The organism is Bradyrhizobium sp. CCBAU 51753 (assembly GCF_015291565.1).
GTDB classification, from domain to species: domain Bacteria; phylum Pseudomonadota; class Alphaproteobacteria; order Rhizobiales; family Xanthobacteraceae; genus Bradyrhizobium; species Bradyrhizobium ivorense.
Window position 1 is genome coordinate 6,170,246 of the sequence record NZ_CP030037.1, and the last position, 15,511, is coordinate 6,185,756.

Consider the following 15,511-nt stretch of genomic DNA (forward strand, 5'->3'; position numbering starts at 1 on the left):
GCTGTAACCGGTCTGTCGGCCGTTCTGTGGATCGCCACCGTGGACGATTTCATCAACTGCGCGAACTTGCCGGCAATCCCGGATATTGAACGCTGATCCTGACGCGCATATGCACGGCGGCGAGGCGTGCCGCCGCACGCGGCCAGCCCGAAAGTCGCCATCCTTGTCACGGAGGCTCACGGCTGCATCCGCGTTGCGGCATTGGCTGGTCTCTATCACCCGAGCGATGGGAGGAGAGCAATGGGATTGTCCTGGCAACAAGGTCCGCTCGCGACCGGCGCAATCGGCCGCTTCCTGGTGCCCGAACCATTGCCGACGCGATTGCTCTATGTCGAGCGGCTACGCCGGCGGATGCGGGTGCGCTTCGGCGGCGCCTTTATCGCCGACAGCGAAAACGTGCTGCTGCTGTTCGAGCCGGCCCGCTATCCGGTCGCCTACTTCCCGGAGGCCGACATTGCACCGGGCGTGCTGGAGCGCGCCGAGCAAATCACGCAACACGCCGATCTCGGCCCCACCTCCTGGTACAGCGTCCGCGCCGATGCGCAGCACGTCGCGGCGCGCGGCGCCTGGCAGCACACCGGCCTGCCGGCCCACGCCAGCGATCTGCAGGGACACATCGCCTTCGCCTGGCGCCTGATGGATGCGTTCTACGAGGAAGACGAGCGGATCGTCGGCCACGCCGCCGATCCGTATCACCGCATCGACATTCGCCAGGCCTCACGCAATCTCGTGGTCCGTCACGGCGACCGCGTCGTCGCCGACACCAAACGGCCGCTGGTGCTCTACGAGTCGGGCTTTGCGCCGCGCTGGTACGTTCCGCGCGACGACATCGACGAGGCCGCGCTCACGCCGGTCAAGCTGCAGACCTTCTGCCCGTACAAGGGGCTGTGCAGCTACTTCTCGATCGGCGACGCGCGTCAGGCGGCTTGGTCGTATCCCGATCCCTATCCCGAGGTGCACCGCATCGCGGGCCTGGTGTCGTTCGAGCCCGACATCGTCACGGTCCATCTCGACGGCGTTCAGCTGCGTCTCGAGCCGGGCCAGTCGGTGGTGCCGCACGGTCCCGACCGCAACCTCGATGTCGAAGAGTTCGCCCGCGCGTAAGGAAAAGCGGAGCCGGACATGGCGCGCCTACTGTCGGTGAATGTCGGACTGCCGCGCGACATTGCGTGGAAGGGCCGCACGGTGCACACCGGGATCTGGAAGGATCCGGTGGCCGGCCGCTGCAAGGTCGGCCGGCTCAACCTCGCCGGTGACGGCCAGGGCGACCTCGGCGGTCATGGCGGCGAGATGCGCGCCGTGTTCGTCTACCAGATCGAATCCTATCGCCACTGGCAGGATCAGTTGCAGCGGACCGATTTCGTCCACGGCCAGTTCGGTGAAAACTTCACCATCGAAGGCTTGCCGGACGATGCCGTGTGCATCGGCGACCGCTACCGGATCGGCAGCGCGCTGTTCGAGGTCACGCAGCCGCGCGTGACCTGTTATCGCGTCGGCATTCGCGTCGGCGAGCCGCGGATGCCGGCCCTGCTGACGGCGAGCGGACGGCCCGGCTTCTACTTCCGCGTCCTCGCCGAGGGCGAGGTCGGCGCCGGCGATGAGATCGTCAAGGTCGGCGAAGCGGACGAGCGCATGACCGTCGCCGAGATCAACGCCCTGCTCTACTCGTCGGAGCATCCGCGCGAGCGGCTGGAGCGCGCGCTGCGGATCGCTGCGCTGTCGCCGGGATGGCGTTGGTCGCTCGAGGCCTTGCTCAAGGGACCGGCAACCGGCAATGCCGGGCTCGCGCCGGCCTCGGCCGCGCATCCGGTTGCACCGGGATTTCGCCCGCTTGCGATTGCCGCGATCGAACAGGAATCCGCCGACGTGCTCTCGCTGACGATGCGCGATCCGGACGGCCGCAAGCTGCCGCCGGCGCTGCCTGGCCAATACATCGTGCTGCGGCTGCGGCCGGCCGGCGATCGCCCGCTGCTGCGCAGCTATTCGCTGTCCGGTCCGCCGTCGACCGGGCAGCATCGGATCAGCGTGAAGATCGAGCCGGATGGCGCCGCCGGAAACTATCTGCGCGACCACATCGGGGTCGGCGATCTCATCGACGTCAGTTCGCCGCGCGGCAGCTTCATCCTGCAATCCGGCGAACAGCCGGTGGTGCTGCTCAGTGCCGGGATCGGCGCGACGCCGGTGCTGGCGATGCTGTCCGCGCTGGCGGCGGCGTGCTCGCCGCGAAAGATCCTGTGGCTGCATGCGGCGCGCGACCGGCAGCACCATCCGTTTGCCGCCGAGGTCCGCCGCCTGATGGGCGCGCTGCCGCAAGCGCGCAGCTACGTCTGCTACAGCCGGCCGGACGCGCAGGACAAGGTCGGCGAGGATTTTGACGCGGCCGGCCATCTGTCGCGTGCGGTGTTCGATGCGATCGGCCTGCCGCGCGACGCCGATGTCTACATCTGCGGACCCAACCACTTCATGGCCGACATGAAGACAGCGTTGGCTGCCTATGGCGTGGCGCCGGAGCGGCAGCATCTCGAAATCTTCAATGGCGGCGAGGCGCTCAATCCCGGCATCGTCGGGTCGGCACCGCGCGCGCCGCATCCGCCCGCTGATGATGCCGATACCGGTCCCCTGGTGTCGTTCGCGCGCAGCGGCGTCGCCGCGCACTGGAACGCGGCGGCCTATCAAAGCATTCTGGAGCTCGCCGAAGCCTGCGACGTGCCGGTGCGCTGGTCGTGCCGGACCGGCGTCTGCCACAACTGCGAAAGCGGCCTGATCTCGGGCGCGGTTGCCTATGGCCCGCAGCCGCTCGACATGCCGCCCGACGGTAACCTCCTGATCTGCTGCGCGCAGCCGACCGGCGACGTCGTCATCGATCTCTGAATTCGGAGCACGCACGCGCCATGACCGAAGCCAGCACGGCGATGAAATTCGCGGTCGAAGTGGTCGTCCTCCCGGTGAGCGACGTCGATCGCGCACTGCGCTTCTATGTCGATCAGGTCGGATTCGCCCTCGACGTCGACTACGCACCGAACGCCGCCTTCCGCGTCGTGCAGCTCACGCCGCCGGGCTCGAGCTGCTCGATCCAGATCGGCAAAGGCATCACCACGGCGCCAGCCGGATCGGTGCGCAACATCCATCTCGTCGTGACCGACCTCGAGGCCGCATGCAACCGGCTGCGCGAATGCGGCGTCGCCGTCGCCGACATCAGGCACAAGACCCCGATCGACGCCTGGGACGGCAGCTTCGCGCCCGGCCTCGATCCAGCCCGCAAGGACTACGCCAGCTTCGCCGGGTTCTCCGATCCGGACGGCAACAGTTTTGTGCTGCAGGAGCGCGGCTATCGGAAGTGAAGCCGTAGCCCGCATGAGCGCAGCGATATGCGGGGCCTTCTCATCCCCGGATGTCGCTCCGCTCATCCGGGCTACGCATGCATCTCACGCCTTCTTGCTCTTCTTCGCCGGCGTGCGCGCCGTGGCTGGCTTCTTGGCCGTCTTCGCAGGCTTCTTCGATTTCGCCTGGTTGAATGCGATCGCGGCGCGGATCAGCGCCTGCAGCGCGCGGTCGTTGACCTTGTCGCCCTCGAACAGATCGATCGCGCGCCGCTCATTGCCTTCGAACCCCGTGTTGAACAGCTTGTCAGGGTCCGGCAGCTTGGCGCCGTACATGAAGGTCAGCTTGACCTTGCCCTTGTGGGCGTTGCCGACCGCAATGATGCCGTCGCGCTCCCACACCGGGCTGCCCATCCACTTCCATTCCTCTGTTATCTCGGGATCGGCGGCAAGGATGCTCTTGCGCAGGCTGGCCAGCGTCTGGCCGCGCCAGTCGGCGATATCGGCGATCATTTGGTCGATGCGTTGCGATGGCGTCATTGCGGCCTCGTGGTCTTGTGCCGCCGCATGCAATCACATCTGGGATGCCGCAGTCGAGCCCTGACGCATCCGCCGCGGCGCCAGATAGGGCAGCGCGAACAGATAGAGGCCGGTGAGCAGCAGCAGGATCAGCGGGAACAGCGCCAGCAATCCGATCCAGACCGCCTGTTGCTGCTGCATCATCGCGACGATGTTGACGATGACGGCCAAGGTGAAGGCGATCGACGTCCAGCGGTGAAACTGCCGGATTGATTTATTCCAGTCCATGGGGACCTCCTGTTGGGATTGTGGACAGATGTGCAGCACCCGTCATTGCGAGCGCAGCGAAGCAATCCATTGTCACCGAGTGCGCGGAAGGATGGATTGCTTCGCTGCGCTCGCAATGACGGGGATAGCGCGTCGGAAGCCTCACCCCTCGCGCACCAGCAGCTGATCGAGCTTGTCGAAAAACTGCTTCCACCCGGCGTGGGCACCGCCATAGGCCTGCTTCTGGTGCGGCTGGAAGCCGGCCTGCTCGACGCGCAGATGCGTGCCGGTGGCGGTCGGCGTCAGCGTGAAGGTCACGACGCTCTCGAGGTTGAAGGCGGCATCGTCATGCGCGAAATTCCAGGTGTAGGACAGCGTCCGGTTCGGCTCGACGGTCAGCACCTTGCAGTCCAGCACGCCGCCCCACTCGCCGCGCAGATTGAAGCTGTGCCCGACCACGGGCTTGAAGTCGTTCTTCATCAGCCACTCCTCGATCAGATGCGGTTGGGTCAGCGCGCGCCAGAGCTTTTCCGGCGGATGCGGAAATTCGCGCTCGACAATCGCGGAACGTGTTTCGGTCGCTTGCATGATCATTGGTCCATTCGCTTGAGGAGATCTTCGAGGTGGTCGAACCGGTTCTGCCAGAAGCCGGCCATCTGGCTGGTCCAGTCGATCAGCGGCGCCAGCGCGCCGAGCTGCGCGCTGTAATGGGTCTGGCGGCCCTGGTGGCGGTCGCGCACCAGCCCGGCCTGCTTCAGCACGCCGAGATGTTTTGACACCGCCGGCTGGGAGATCTTGGCGTGGGCCGTCAGGGCCCCGACGGTCTGCTCGCCGTCGCGGCACAAACGCTCGAAGATGGCGCGCCGGGTCGGATCGGCGAGCGTTCGAAACAGCATGTCGTGGGCGGCGGTCATGTCGAATTGATAACCCGTTGGCTATGGGTTTAATTCATAACCGTAGAGTTATGGGTGTGTCAAGCTCCGAACTTGAAGCTATTTGGCGGATCGATCGCTGCTGTTACTTCAGCGTCGTCCCTGCTCCCGTGCGCAATTGCGCACTCGGCAGGGACGACGACCGTGCGCGCGGTGCCGGCTGCGACAAACTGACCCGACGGGCAACTCACGCCAAAAAACCTGTCAATCCCCGCGCGCAAAAATATTTCGCTTTATCCGAAGGGCAACTCAGGTGTATGGTCCGCCCATCTCACCCGATCGAGGGGCGCTTCGCGAGTCGTCACAAGTGTTGCGGTGAGATGCGGTGGACGCCTGGCGTGTAACTGACGAGAGCACGCAAGGCGGACGGTGAAGTCGTGCAGGCCTGACGCCCTAGTGGCAGGTGTCCTCTCGCAAAACGCGAACGCGTTCTTGCGAAAGCGGTGACAAAAAAGCCCAGTCTCGCCGGGGAGAGCACGTATAAGCCGTAACCCATCGCGCAGGGAAAGCCGGGTTGTTTCCGGTTACACCTGTGGTCCTACCCCGGTGCTTTTTGTTGCACCGGGCCCATGGGTGCGAACCGGCACCCGGCTTTCCCTGCGCCCTCTGCGAAAGCGGAGGGTCAATCGACACAAAAGCTCGGGCGCGTTGCGCCGCGAGAATACAATTTTACGTCGTGTTGTCATTGCTCGTTATTCCCTCCGTACTACTATTGCGTCCTCACCATTGCGCCCGCCGATTCTTGCTCACGGAGAACGTTTCATGTGCCAGCTTTGCGACGTCGCCCATTTTGCCCGCTCCTCCCGGCGCCGCTTCATGATCGGCGCGGGCGGCCTTGCCGCCAGCCTCGCACTCGGGGCGCAGGCCTTCGCCAAGGAAACCAAACCGCCGCCGAAGCCGCAGAATGTGCTGTCGCCGGATGCGGCGCTGGACCGGCTGATCAAGGGCAATGCCCGCTATGTCGACGGCGTGTCGCGCCGGCATGACTTCAAGCACGAGCGCGAGGCGCTGATCGGCGGGCAAAATCCGTTCGCCGGCATCCTGAGCTGCGCGGACTCACGGATTGCGCCGGAATATGCCTTCGACAGCGGCCGCGGCGACCTGTTCGTCTGCCGCGTCGCCGGCAATTTCGCCAGCGACGAGACCATCGCGAGCCTGGAATATGCGGTCGCCGTGCTCAACGTGCCGCTGTTCATGGTGCTCGGCCATGAGAGCTGCGGCGCGGTCGACGCCACCATCAAGTCGCTGAAGGACGGCACCACCCTGCCCGGCCATCTGCCCTCGCTGGTCAGCGCGCTCGCGCCGGCGGTGAAGGCGAGCCAAGGCAAGCCCGGCGACCTCCTGGCCAACGCGACCCGGCAGAACGTCATCGACAACATCGGCAAGCTGAAATCGGCGACGCCGATCCTGAGTGCCGCAGTCGATCAGGGCAAGCTCAAGGTCGTCGGCGGCATCTACCGCCTCGGCGACGGCAAGGTCGAGATGGTGGTGTGAGTCGTTCGGTAGCCGCCGTCATTGCGAGGAGCGACGCGACGAAGCAATCCATCTTTACCGACGCGGAGAGGGGGATTGCTTCGCTTCGGTCGCAATGACGGCGAGACAACGCTACGTAAACGTCGCCTCGACCTTGCCGAGCCCGTCGAGCTCCATCAGGACGGTGTCGCCGGCCTTCAGCCACACCGTCTTGATCAGGCTGCCGGTCAGCACGATCTGGCCGGCATGCAGGCCGCGGCCCTCGGCGGCGAGATGATTGGCGAGCCAGGCCAGCGCATTGTGCGGATGGCCGAGCACGTCGGCGCCGGTGCCGCGGCTCTCCTCCTTGCCGTTGATGATCGCGCGGCCGGTGACACGCAGCAGGTCGGGTGCGGTGTTGCGCGGCACCGCCTCGCCGAGCACGCAGCCGGCGGCGAAGAAATCGTCGGCGATCAGCGTCGGCGCGCCCAGCGTCTCCCATTTGACGTAGCGGTCGTCGACGATCTCGATCGCGGGATAGTAGGCCTCGATCGCCTCGCCGACCCATTCGGCGGTGAACGGCGCTTCGCTGGCGGCAAGATTGCGCGCCAGCCGCACCGCGATCTCACACTCGACGCCGACATGGACGTAGTCCGCCGTGGCCAGTTGCACGCCGCTGTCATGCACGACCTTCTCGAACACGCCGCCGCCGCAGGGATGGTCGATGCCGATATACTCCTGCATCACCGCGCTGGTGCAGCCGATCTTGTAGCCGACGAGGCTGCCGACCTGGGCCTGCAGCAGATCGTGCAGCGCGCGCTGCACCTGATAGCCCTCGGCCTCGTCTCGCGGCACGGCGTCTTTGGCGAGCGCCTTCAACGGCGCCCGGCTACGGCGTGCGCCGGCGATCGCCTTTGCGGCGGCCAGGATCCTCTCCATCGGCGCAGCCTCCTTGTTCAGTCTGCTCGGGGCACCTCAGCACTCGCCAACGCCGCTGGCAAGCGCGCCAGATGGCGCGGCAAGTCAAGTCTTAACCAAGTTGAGCCTGATCAGGCTCTCGGCGGTCGCGACGATCATCTCCTCATTGCCGCGCGGACGCCAGCCGAGCAGGTTCTGCGCCTTGGCGCTGGTGGAACGGCGCACCTTGGCGAGCAGCGGCAGCGTCGCGCGCGCCACCGGGTTGCGCAGCGCGGCGAGCCGGATCAGCCAGTCCGGCGCCTGGAACCGGGGCACCCGCCGCGCTCGGCTGCCGAGCTTGGCGCGCAGCACGCGGCCGATTTCGAGCATCGACATGGTCTCGCCGGCGACCGCGAGGAAGCGCTCGCCGTTCGCCTTGGGCGAGGTCATCGCGCGCAGATGCAGGTCGGCGACGTCGCGCACGTCGACGAGGCCGAAATGGATCCGCGGCACCGCCGGCACCGCGCCGTCGAGCAGCGCCTTGACGATGCCGATCGACTGCGAGAAGTCCGCACCCAGCGCCGGGCCGAGCACGGCGGTCGGATTGACCACGGCAAGCTCGAGGCCACCTCCCTCGCGCGCGACAAAATCCCAGGCGGCGCGCTCGGCCAGCGTCTTGGATTTCGGATAGGCCTGGACGTCGCCGCCATCGATGTTGGACCAGACCGTCTCGTCGAACGGCGTCGCGCGCGGCGGATGGCCATAGCCGATCGCCGCAAACGACGACGTCAGCACGACGCGCTTGACGCCGGCGTCGCGTGCCGCGCGCAGCACCCGCAAGGTTCCTTCGCGCGCCGGGATGATCAGCTCGTTCTCGTCATCGGGCGCGCGGTCGATCAGCGGCGACGCCACATGCAGCACGTAATCGCACCCGGCCGCCGCTTCGCGCCAGCCGTCATCGCGCAAGAGATCGGCGGCGACGAAGCTGACCTTGTCCGGCGCGTCAGCGCCACCCTCGCGCAGCATCGCAATGACGTCAGCAGCCCGATCAAGGTTGCGCACCGTGGTCCGCACCGCGTGGCCGGCGGCCAGCAGCTGCAGAATAGTGTGCGCGCCGATGAAGCCGGAGCCGCCCGTGACCAGAACCGTGCTCATGTCGTCATCCGTCTCCATGATCGCCACTGCGCCCTCTCCTCCGCTTGCGGGGGAGAGAACGCGAACCGTGGAAGCGACGCCTCACGCCATACCCAGCGCGCGCCGGATCCCGACCTCGACCGGCGAATACGCGCCATCGTCACGCACGAGCCGGTACGGCTCGCCGGCGCCGAGCGCCGGCTGCGCCATGAAGCGCGGCGTCCTTCCGCGATGCTTCTGCGCCGCATGGATGAGGAAAGGATGACACAGATACACCGTGCCCGCCTGCCCCGTCGCCAGCGCGACCTCGCAATCGGCGCCGACGTCGTCCAGCACCATGCGGGCCCGTCCGGCCTCGCCGGCCGGCGCGAGGTAGCGGGCCATCGGCACGTGCGAGCCGATCCTGATCCGGGTCGGCGCATCGTCCACGCCGACGTCGGAGAACAGGAACAGCATCAGCAGCGCCCGGCCGCGCGAGACGATGTTGACCCGCCAGGCCGAAAAATCGAGCCGCTCGTTCGGGTCGCCATCGTCGGCGGGAAAGCTGACATCGACATGCCAGCCGGCATCGCCGGGATCGTCCGGATGCGGAAAGCGCACCGGAAAGGTTCCAATGTGGTCCCGCGGAAGCCAGCGGCCCGGACCTGCGATCTGGTCGAAGGCCCGGTGCAGCAGCGGCGCGTTGATCGCCTGCCGGAACGGCTCCCCGCCATATCCCGGCAACCGGATCACCGGCCGCGTCCAGGTCGCCGGATCGTGCTCGCTGCACGGCAGATCGCGCCACATGATGGCGCGGCCCTGGTCGGCGAGTTCGCGGGGAAAGGCGTTGTCGATCCTGACAAAGCCCTGCGCGATGAATTGCTCGATTTGCGCGTCGTCAAGCGCACGCGCGTCGTGTCGATGGGTCATGATTGGCTCTCAAACTGTCGCCAGCCTTCAATGGTCCGCGCTGCGCGGAACCCGGCCGGCTCATTCGGTTCACTGGAGTTCCGCGAAGCGCGATGCCTGCGGAGTGGATCAGCGCTTCCCCAAAGGAAGCGGGATCAGCCCAGGAAGAAGACCGAGGCGATGTTGAGAGTACGTGACATCATGGCGGCGCGACCCTACAGGCGGTGCGCGCCGGAGGCAATGCGTGGCGATCCGCCGCCACTATTCGTCGCGATAGACCTTCTCGCGCTTCTCGTGGCGTTCCTGCGCCTCGACCGACAGCGTCGCGATCGGGCGGGCTTCGAGCCGCTTCAGCGAGATCGGCTCCCCGGTCTCTTCGCAATAGCCGTAGGTGTTGTCCTCGATGCGCTGCAGCGCCGCGTCGATCTTGGAGATCAGCTTGCGCTGACGATCCCTCGCACGGAGCTCGATCGCGCGATCGGTCTCCGAGGAGGCGCGGTCGGCGAGATCGGGGTGGTTGACGTTCTCTTCCTGCAACGTCTGCAGCGTGATCTTCGATTCGCGGAGGATCTCATCCTTCCAGGACAGCAGCTTGGCGCGGAAATATTCGCGCTGCCGCTCATTCATGAAAGGCTCTTTTTCAGTCGGCCGGTAGTTCTTCAGCTTTTCCAAAGGCAGCCATGTCCCTGTCTGGCGGTGGGAACAGGACCCCTCCGCGCGGCGCCTTATATAGCCACGACATGTGACAGACAATATCTGCCACCAGCAATAGCGGGCTGCCCCCAAGGCCTTGCACAGGCAAACTTATCCGGCCCGGCCGGAGGCAGCCCGGCGGCCTCAATAACCGACCGTAAAGCGCCGGCGCAGGTGCGCCGGACGCTCGATTTCGTCGGCGAGTGCAACTGCGAAATCCTCGAACGAGATCCAGCTTTTTCCGTCCGTCCCGGTCAGCAGCTGGTCGGTCCCGAGGCGGAACTTGCCGGTCCGCTCCCCGGCCACGAACAGCGCCGAGGGCGACAGGAAGGTCCAGTTCAGCTCCTTCTCCTGCCGCAGCAGGTCGAGAAAGTCGGCCCCCTTCTGGGCCTCGGCCTTGTACTGGGGCGGAAAGCCTGGGGTGGTCACCAGGCGGACGCCGGGCGCCACGTCGAGGCTGCCGGCCCCGCCGACCACGAGGTAGCGCCCGACCTTGGACTGTTTGGCCGCCCCGATCAGCTTGGCCGGGTCGCTATCCAGGAAGTGGATCGAGCTGACCGCAGCATCATGGCCGGCCCACAGCGCGGCCAGGCCAGCCTGGTCGTTCACGTCACCCCTGACGGCGGTGACGTTGGGCAGTGCAGCGATCTTCTCCGGGTTGCGGGCGATGGCGGTGACGGCATGGCCGCAGCGGGCCAGTTCCGCGGTGAGGCGCGAGCCGACCTGGCCGGACGCGCCGGCGATGGCGATCTTCATCTCAGGTCTCCGATGGATGGTTTCCAATGGTGACTAGATAGCGAAACGGATGTAGGTGTGAAGAACGCACTTTTGCCTCACCTGATTACGCCGGAGTGACCGCGATGAAAGTCTCGCACCTGAAACCGGACGCCTATGCCGCCGGCTGCCCGACCCGCCAGATTCTCGACCGGATCGGCGACAAATGGGCCGTGCTGATCCTGTTGCTGCTGCGGGGCGAGCCCATGCGCTTCAATCAGTTACGGCGCGCAATTGAAGGAATTTCGCAGAAGATGCTGTCGCAAGTTCTCAAAAGCCTTGAACGCGACGGGCTGCTCCGCCGCCGCGCCATCGCAACCGTTCCGGTGACGGTGGAGTATTCGATCACGCCGCTCGGGCTGACGCTCGCCGAGGCGGTCGATCCGCTGCGCGACTGGGCCGAACATAATTTGAAGGAGGTGCTGGCGGCACAGCGCCGCTACGACGCGCAGCGCAAGGCGCTGGCGGCGTGAGCTACTTGCGGCCTGAGGTGAGCTAGCGAAATGCCGGAGGGATCAGAATTGCCCGGCCTTGGCGAGCTCGACCTCGACGCGCAACTCGATCTCGCCGAGCACGGCATCGAGGCCGGGGTCACCGGAAGATTCTTTCAAGCTCGCCGCGGCGCTGCGCAGTCGGTTCACGGTCGAGGCATCGAAATTGCCGGAGAGCAGTCCGAGCTTGAGATCGTCGAGCACGTCGAGTGCGCCCCTGCCGCGGGCCACCGAACGCTTGCGGCGTTCGGTCGGGTCTTCGACGCCTTGCAGCGCGAGCAGCCCGTCGATGCCGGCCGCGGCCTTCGGTGCGGCGGTGGAACGGACCTCCTCCTGCGCCGACGTGGTGTCGGGCAGCGAGAAGCCGCCCGACGAGGTGCGGCGCGTGGCGCTGGTGGGCGCGCCAAGCGTGGTGCCGTTCGGTCCGTAAATGCGCATCGCCATGATCCCGCGGGCCTGAGTGCCGCGAGCTTCGCCGCCTTATGGTTAACGGCGCGTAAACGACCCGGCAATTTCTGCCGCCGCGCGGCAGTTTCGCGCGGGCTGGCGAACCGGAGCAAAACAGCGCGCCGACAATTTCGATAAAGCTATCAACACATTGCACTGGGGAAACGCGCTGGCACGAGGCTCGCATGGTTAATTGCGGATCGCCGTCATGGGAGTGTCGCGCGATCCGTGAGTTAAGTTCGAGGGGAGCATCGGGATGCCCGGCATCCGCACCGCAAGACACTTCGTCATGACCTGCGCCGCGCTGCTGGCGCTGGCGGCATCGGTCATGCCCGCTGCGGCGACGTCGCGGATCAAGGACCTCGCCAATATCGAGGGCGTGCGCCAGAACCAGCTGATCGGCTACGGCCTAGTGGTCGGCCTCAACGGCACCGGCGACACCCTGAACAACATCCCCTTCACCAAGCAGTCACTGCAGGCGATGCTGGAACGCATGGGCGTCAACATCCGCGGCGCCACCATCCGCACCGGCAACGTCGCCGCAGTGATGGTGACCGGCAATCTGCCGGCATTCGGCACCCAGGGCACGCGGATGGACGTTACCGTCTCGGCGCTCGGCGACGCCAAGGATCTGCGCGGCGGCACCCTGCTCGTCACCCCCCTGCTCGGCGCTGACGGCAACGTTTATGCGGTGGCGCAGGGTACGCTGGCGATCTCCGGCTTCAATGCCGAGGGCGAAGCGGCAAAAATCGTGCGCGGCGTGCCGACCGTCGGCCGCATCGCCAACGGCGCCATCATCGAGCGCGAGATCGAGTTCGCGCTCAACCGCCTGCCCAACGTCCGCCTCGCGCTGCGCAACGCCGACTTCACGACCGCCAAACGGATCGCCGCCGCGGTCAACGACTATCTCGGCGTCAAGACCGCCGAGCCGCTCGATCCCTCCACCGTGCAGCTTTCGATCCCGCCGGAGTTCAAGGGCAACGTCGTCGCCTTCCTGACCGAGATCGAGCAGTTGCAGGTCGACCCTGATCTTGCGGCCAAGATCGTGATCGACGAGCGCTCCGGCATCATCGTGATGGGCCGCGACGTTCGCGTCGCCACCGTCGCGGTGGCGCAGGGCAACCTCACCGTCACGATCTCGGAGAGCCCGCAGGTCAGCCAGCCCAATCCGCTGTCGCGCGGCCGCACCGTGGTGACGCCGCGCAGCAGCGTTCAGGTCACCGAGGACGGCAAGAAATTCGCGGTGGTGCGCAACGGCGTGTCGCTGCAGCAGCTGGTCGACGGCCTCAACGGCCTCGGCATCGGACCGCGCGATCTGATCAGCATCCTGCAGGCGATCAAGGCCGCCGGCGCGATCGAAGCCGACATCGAGGTGATGTGATGGCGAGCCTGATCAACTCCACCACAGGCAGCATGCCGAACAAGGCCTTGATGCCGATGTTCAACGGCCGCCCCGATCCGGTGCTGCAGGAGGCGCTGCAGAAGGTGTCGCCGCAGGCGCAGGCCAAGGCCAAGGCGACCGCGACCGATTTCGAATCGATGTTCCTGAACACGATGTTCTCGCAAATGACGACCGGGCTGAAGGGCGACGGCCCGTTCGGCGACACCGTCGGCACCGGCCCGTGGCGATCGATGCTGACCGACCAGTATGCGAAGAATTTTGCCAAGTCCGGCGGCGTCGGCATTTCCAATGAAGTCTTCCGCTCGCTGATCCTGCAGCAAGCGAACAAGAGCTAATTCGGCCCAAAGGAGCAGCGCGATGAACCAGCGTCCACAGCAGCGGTCCGCCTCCGCCCCCGCCGCGCGGCCGGCACATCCGACGCCGCCCGACGTCGCGCGGCTCGCCAACGAGCTGACCGAGGTGATGAGCGCGCTGCTCGCCGTGGTCGAGCAGGAAACCGAGTTCGTGCGCGCCGGCAAGATCCGTGAGGCGATCCGGCTCGAGACCGAGAAGTCGGAGCTGTCGCGGCGCTACATGCTCGCGGTCGAGCATCTGAAATCGATGCAGAAGATGCTGACGCAGACCGATCCCGAATTGCTGGCGACGCTGCGGCGCCATCACGACACCTTCCGCGCCATGCTGCAGGTCAATCTGACGGTGCTTGCGACCGCGCATGCGGTCTCCGAAGGCATCGTGCGCGGCGTCAACGCCGAGGTGCAGCGCCGCAACATCCCGAACACCTACACCGCGAACGGCCAGCGTGCGGCGCCCGGTCCGCGCAACATGCGGCCGATCGCCGTCAGCCGCTCGCTCTGAAAATCTCCTACAATTTTCTTCAATTCGCCGCGCCCAGGTCAGCGCGGCGTTCAGCGTGTTCTCTAACAGCCTGTTGAGAGGTTCCCCGTAGAGTTGCGGAACAGGAGGGGTTGGGATTTGACTCAAGCAAACTAGTGCTTTCGCACTATGAGGCTGCCATGAGTACGGATTTCAACATCAAGCCGGTGGGGGCACCGGTTGCGGCGCCGATACTCCCGCCCGCGAGCGAGACGGCGCAGAAGGCGGTTCCGACCGAGCTGCCGGCGAGCCAGAGCGTCACCGCTCCGGAGCCGGTCACGCGCGTCACCATCGATCCGAACGCAGTCAATGCGTCGCTGTCCAATCAGGCTGCATCCGCATCGGTCACCAACCAGGTCATCATCGACCGCGACGCCCGCGCCGTGGTCTATCAGGTGGTCGACAATCGCACCAATCTGGTGGTGAAGCAGTATCCGGAGGAAGCGGTGCTGCGCCGCCGCGCCTATTTCCACGCCCTCGACCTCAGCAAGGATGCGCCGACGCGGCTGCGCGCCACCGACCGCCGCGCCTGAGCGGAAGCGCGCTCACTTCTGGGTGGCGTAGGCCTTGTCGAGGTAGGTCGATCCGGTGGCTGGATCGGTGACGACATTGGCGATCAGCGCCGTGCCCTTCTGCACCAGCGAGAATTTGGTATCGCCGATCCGGAACGCGCTGTCCTTGATCAGCACGTCCTGATACTTGCTCGTGCCGTCGCTCTGGTAATGCACCTTGGCGCGGAAGCCGTCGACATTCGACACGGTGACGTTGAACGACTTGTTGTTGGCGTACTTGCCGCTCCAGCTGCCTTCATAGAGCGTCGGATCGACCGCGACATAGGGCGTCTTGGACGGAACCGACAGCCCCACCGCCTTGTAGTTGGCCGACAGGATGCTCATCAGGTCGGCCATGCCGGAGGCTCCGCCGAAAAACGATCGATCAGGCGCGGCCGGACAGGCCGGCGGCGAGATTGCAGTTGATGTCGATCAGCGACTTCAGCTTCGCCGGATCGGGATTCATCTGGATGTCGACGGTCTGCTTCATGACGAAGACGCCGATATTGGCGATGTTCTGCCGGACCTCGAGCGGCTGCGGATTGTCGTCGCCCTGCGCTGCGCTGAGGAAGATCGACCACAGGCGGCGGTTGAACAGCAGTGCCTGATCCAGTGCCTTGTCGGCACCGTTCCAGTTGGTCTGGACTTCCTGCAGCTGCCGGGCGGCCTTCAACAGAGCCTGCGCTTCGATTTCACGTGGCGACGCCGTCACGGTGGACGTGCGGGCGTAGGCCTGGGCTGCATTCGACATTCAATGACCTCGATGGGGAAGCGGATTTCTCGAGCCGCGGGGACGCAATTCTAGCGCCCGATATTTATGCATCCGGTGCCTTTAAATATGGTTAGCAGCCGTTACGTAATGCGTCATTCT

Annotated in this window: 21 protein-coding genes; 9 read left to right on the forward strand and 12 right to left on the reverse strand. The window is 65.9% G+C overall.

Annotated elements, in window-relative coordinates; genetic code table 11:
* Nucleotides 1-240 precede the first annotated feature (240 nt).
* The 3 genes from XH93_RS28365 to XH93_RS28375 are packed head-to-tail and all read left to right on the forward strand — an operon-like array spanning nucleotide 241 to nucleotide 3,341.
* Entirely contained in the window at nucleotides 241-1,104 is an 864-nt protein-coding gene (locus tag XH93_RS28365) for a DUF427 domain-containing protein (RefSeq protein ID WP_194470011.1), read from the forward strand.
* A gap of 18 nt (nucleotides 1,105-1,122) precedes the next feature.
* Entirely contained in the window at nucleotides 1,123-2,871 is a 1,749-nt protein-coding gene (locus XH93_RS28370; RefSeq protein WP_194470012.1) for an MOSC and FAD-binding oxidoreductase domain-containing protein, read from the forward strand.
* Nucleotides 2,872-2,891: 20 nt separating this feature from the next.
* Nucleotides 2,892-3,341 (forward strand): VOC family protein, encoded by a 450-nt coding sequence (locus XH93_RS28375; protein WP_210340403.1) that lies wholly within the window; start codon nucleotides 2,892-2,894, stop codon nucleotides 3,339-3,341.
* Nucleotides 3,342-3,425: 84 nt separating this feature from the next.
* On the opposite strand, the gene XH93_RS28380 is transcribed toward XH93_RS28375, so the two are convergent.
* The 4 genes from XH93_RS28380 to XH93_RS28395 form a co-directional block, all read right to left on the reverse strand.
* On the reverse strand, nucleotides 3,426-3,860 hold the full coding sequence (locus XH93_RS28380; RefSeq protein WP_194470013.1) for a DUF1801 domain-containing protein: 435 nt from the start codon (nucleotides 3,858-3,860) through the stop codon (nucleotides 3,426-3,428).
* Nucleotides 3,861-3,893: 33 nt separating this feature from the next.
* Nucleotides 3,894-4,127, reverse strand: a complete 234-nt coding sequence (locus tag XH93_RS28385; RefSeq protein WP_194470014.1) for a hypothetical protein — start codon at nucleotides 4,125-4,127, stop codon at nucleotides 3,894-3,896.
* 141 nt (nucleotides 4,128-4,268) lie between these two features.
* Nucleotides 4,269-4,700, reverse strand: coding sequence for an SRPBCC domain-containing protein (locus tag XH93_RS28390; RefSeq protein WP_139484897.1), 432 nt, complete (start codon nucleotides 4,698-4,700; stop codon nucleotides 4,269-4,271).
* Nucleotides 4,697-5,020 (reverse strand): helix-turn-helix transcriptional regulator, encoded by a 324-nt coding sequence (locus tag XH93_RS28395; protein WP_139484898.1) that lies wholly within the window; start codon nucleotides 5,018-5,020, stop codon nucleotides 4,697-4,699. The genes XH93_RS28390 and XH93_RS28395 overlap by 4 nt, the downstream gene beginning before the upstream one ends.
* Before the next feature lie 780 nt (nucleotides 5,021-5,800).
* On the opposite strand from XH93_RS28395, the gene XH93_RS28400 reads away from it, so the two are divergent.
* Complete coding sequence (locus XH93_RS28400) at nucleotides 5,801-6,532, forward strand: carbonic anhydrase (protein ID WP_194470015.1); 732 nt, start codon at nucleotides 5,801-5,803, stop codon at nucleotides 6,530-6,532.
* A gap of 111 nt (nucleotides 6,533-6,643) precedes the next feature.
* On the opposite strand, the gene XH93_RS28405 is transcribed toward XH93_RS28400, so the two are convergent.
* The 5 genes from XH93_RS28405 to XH93_RS28425 form a co-directional block, all read right to left on the reverse strand.
* Nucleotides 6,644-7,429, reverse strand: a complete 786-nt coding sequence (locus XH93_RS28405) for a 2-keto-4-pentenoate hydratase (RefSeq protein WP_194470016.1) — start codon at nucleotides 7,427-7,429, stop codon at nucleotides 6,644-6,646.
* 84 nt (nucleotides 7,430-7,513) lie between these two features.
* Nucleotides 7,514-8,542, reverse strand: a complete 1,029-nt coding sequence (locus XH93_RS28410) for an aldehyde reductase (RefSeq protein WP_194475361.1) — start codon at nucleotides 8,540-8,542, stop codon at nucleotides 7,514-7,516.
* A gap of 81 nt (nucleotides 8,543-8,623) precedes the next feature.
* Nucleotides 8,624-9,430 (reverse strand): phytanoyl-CoA dioxygenase, encoded by an 807-nt coding sequence (locus XH93_RS28415; protein WP_194470017.1) that lies wholly within the window; start codon nucleotides 9,428-9,430, stop codon nucleotides 8,624-8,626.
* A gap of 240 nt (nucleotides 9,431-9,670) precedes the next feature.
* A complete protein-coding gene (dksA, locus tag XH93_RS28420) occupies nucleotides 9,671-10,036 on the reverse strand; it encodes an RNA polymerase-binding protein DksA (RefSeq protein WP_210241787.1) in 366 nt (121 codons plus the stop codon).
* A gap of 210 nt (nucleotides 10,037-10,246) precedes the next feature.
* Nucleotides 10,247-10,858: an NAD(P)-dependent oxidoreductase gene (locus XH93_RS28425; RefSeq protein WP_194470018.1), complete on the reverse strand. Its 612-nt coding sequence runs from the start codon at nucleotides 10,856-10,858 to the stop codon at nucleotides 10,247-10,249.
* A gap of 104 nt (nucleotides 10,859-10,962) precedes the next feature.
* Here XH93_RS28425 and XH93_RS28430 point away from each other — a divergent pair, with 104 nt between their 5' ends.
* A complete protein-coding gene (locus XH93_RS28430) occupies nucleotides 10,963-11,349 on the forward strand; it encodes a helix-turn-helix domain-containing protein (protein ID WP_194470019.1) in 387 nt (128 codons plus the stop codon).
* 42 nt (nucleotides 11,350-11,391) lie between these two features.
* Here the strand turns inward: XH93_RS28430 and XH93_RS28435 are convergent, their stop codons facing one another.
* Nucleotides 11,392-11,805 (reverse strand): flagellar assembly protein FliX, encoded by a 414-nt coding sequence (locus XH93_RS28435; protein WP_139863351.1) that lies wholly within the window; start codon nucleotides 11,803-11,805, stop codon nucleotides 11,392-11,394.
* Between the two features lie 298 nt (nucleotides 11,806-12,103).
* Here XH93_RS28435 and XH93_RS28440 point away from each other — a divergent pair, with 298 nt between their 5' ends.
* The 4 genes from XH93_RS28440 to XH93_RS28455 all read left to right on the forward strand — a co-directional run bounded on the left by XH93_RS28440 (nucleotide 12,104) and on the right by XH93_RS28455 (nucleotide 14,622).
* Nucleotides 12,104-13,195 (forward strand): flagellar basal body P-ring protein FlgI, encoded by a 1,092-nt coding sequence (locus tag XH93_RS28440; protein WP_229177098.1) that lies wholly within the window; start codon nucleotides 12,104-12,106, stop codon nucleotides 13,193-13,195.
* Nucleotides 13,195-13,551 carry a flagellar assembly peptidoglycan hydrolase FlgJ gene (gene flgJ, locus XH93_RS28445; RefSeq protein ID WP_194470020.1) on the forward strand — a complete coding sequence of 119 codons (357 nt, stop codon included), beginning with the start codon at nucleotides 13,195-13,197 and terminating at the stop codon, nucleotides 13,549-13,551. Before XH93_RS28440 ends, flgJ begins: the two co-directional genes overlap by 1 nt.
* Nucleotides 13,552-13,573: 22 nt before the next feature.
* Nucleotides 13,574-14,071, forward strand: a complete 498-nt coding sequence (locus tag XH93_RS28450) for a hypothetical protein (RefSeq protein WP_139863350.1) — start codon at nucleotides 13,574-13,576, stop codon at nucleotides 14,069-14,071.
* A 158-nt stretch (nucleotides 14,072-14,229) separates the two neighbouring features.
* On the forward strand, nucleotides 14,230-14,622 hold the full coding sequence (locus tag XH93_RS28455) for a hypothetical protein (protein ID WP_139863349.1): 393 nt from the start codon (nucleotides 14,230-14,232) through the stop codon (nucleotides 14,620-14,622).
* Between the two features lie 12 nt (nucleotides 14,623-14,634).
* Here XH93_RS28455 and XH93_RS28460 read toward each other — a convergent pair whose 3' ends face one another.
* Together XH93_RS28460 and flaF are read right to left on the reverse strand one after the other, a co-directional pair.
* A complete protein-coding gene (locus XH93_RS28460; RefSeq protein ID WP_194470021.1) occupies nucleotides 14,635-14,997 on the reverse strand; it encodes a hypothetical protein in 363 nt (120 codons plus the stop codon).
* 28 nt (nucleotides 14,998-15,025) lie between these two features.
* Entirely contained in the window at nucleotides 15,026-15,391 is a 366-nt protein-coding gene (gene flaF / locus XH93_RS28465) for a flagellar biosynthesis regulator FlaF (RefSeq protein ID WP_139484911.1), read from the reverse strand.
* Nucleotides 15,392-15,511 lie beyond the last annotated feature (120 nt).

What these genes read in the sequence shown, in the direction of transcription:
- XH93_RS28395 (WP_139484898.1), bottom strand. Translation starts at nt 5,020, where the DNA reads ATGACCGCCGCCCACGACATGCTGTTTCGAACGCTCGCCGATCCGACC.
- flgJ (WP_194470020.1), top strand. Translation starts at nt 13,195, where the DNA reads ATGGCGAGCCTGATCAACTCCACCACAGGCAGCATGCCGAACAAGGCC.
- XH93_RS28410 (WP_194475361.1), bottom strand. Translation starts at nt 8,542, where the DNA reads ATGAGCACGGTTCTGGTCACGGGCGGCTCCGGCTTCATCGGCGCGCAC.
- XH93_RS28430 (WP_194470019.1), top strand. Translation starts at nt 10,963, where the DNA reads ATGAAAGTCTCGCACCTGAAACCGGACGCCTATGCCGCCGGCTGCCCG.
- XH93_RS28425 (WP_194470018.1), bottom strand. Translation starts at nt 10,858, where the DNA reads ATGAAGATCGCCATCGCCGGCGCGTCCGGCCAGGTCGGCTCGCGCCTC.
- XH93_RS28365 (WP_194470011.1), top strand. Translation starts at nt 241, where the DNA reads ATGGGATTGTCCTGGCAACAAGGTCCGCTCGCGACCGGCGCAATCGGC.
- XH93_RS28390 (WP_139484897.1), bottom strand. Translation starts at nt 4,700, where the DNA reads ATGATCATGCAAGCGACCGAAACACGTTCCGCGATTGTCGAGCGCGAA.
- XH93_RS28440 (WP_229177098.1), top strand. Translation starts at nt 12,104, where the DNA reads ATGACCTGCGCCGCGCTGCTGGCGCTGGCGGCATCGGTCATGCCCGCT.
- XH93_RS28455 (WP_139863349.1), top strand. Translation starts at nt 14,230, where the DNA reads ATGAGTACGGATTTCAACATCAAGCCGGTGGGGGCACCGGTTGCGGCG.
- dksA (WP_210241787.1), bottom strand. Translation starts at nt 10,036, where the DNA reads ATGAATGAGCGGCAGCGCGAATATTTCCGCGCCAAGCTGCTGTCCTGG.
- XH93_RS28370 (WP_194470012.1), top strand. Translation starts at nt 1,123, where the DNA reads ATGGCGCGCCTACTGTCGGTGAATGTCGGACTGCCGCGCGACATTGCG.
- XH93_RS28460 (WP_194470021.1), bottom strand. Translation starts at nt 14,997, where the DNA reads ATGGCCGACCTGATGAGCATCCTGTCGGCCAACTACAAGGCGGTGGGG.
- XH93_RS28450 (WP_139863350.1), top strand. Translation starts at nt 13,574, where the DNA reads ATGAACCAGCGTCCACAGCAGCGGTCCGCCTCCGCCCCCGCCGCGCGG.
- XH93_RS28405 (WP_194470016.1), bottom strand. Translation starts at nt 7,429, where the DNA reads ATGGAGAGGATCCTGGCCGCCGCAAAGGCGATCGCCGGCGCACGCCGT.
- XH93_RS28400 (WP_194470015.1), top strand. Translation starts at nt 5,801, where the DNA reads ATGTGCCAGCTTTGCGACGTCGCCCATTTTGCCCGCTCCTCCCGGCGC.
- flaF (WP_139484911.1), bottom strand. Translation starts at nt 15,391, where the DNA reads ATGTCGAATGCAGCCCAGGCCTACGCCCGCACGTCCACCGTGACGGCG.
- XH93_RS28415 (WP_194470017.1), bottom strand. Translation starts at nt 9,430, where the DNA reads ATGACCCATCGACACGACGCGCGTGCGCTTGACGACGCGCAAATCGAG.
- XH93_RS28385 (WP_194470014.1), bottom strand. Translation starts at nt 4,127, where the DNA reads ATGGACTGGAATAAATCAATCCGGCAGTTTCACCGCTGGACGTCGATC.
- XH93_RS28435 (WP_139863351.1), bottom strand. Translation starts at nt 11,805, where the DNA reads ATGCGCATTTACGGACCGAACGGCACCACGCTTGGCGCGCCCACCAGC.
- XH93_RS28380 (WP_194470013.1), bottom strand. Translation starts at nt 3,860, where the DNA reads ATGACGCCATCGCAACGCATCGACCAAATGATCGCCGATATCGCCGAC.
- XH93_RS28375 (WP_210340403.1), top strand. Translation starts at nt 2,892, where the DNA reads ATGACCGAAGCCAGCACGGCGATGAAATTCGCGGTCGAAGTGGTCGTC.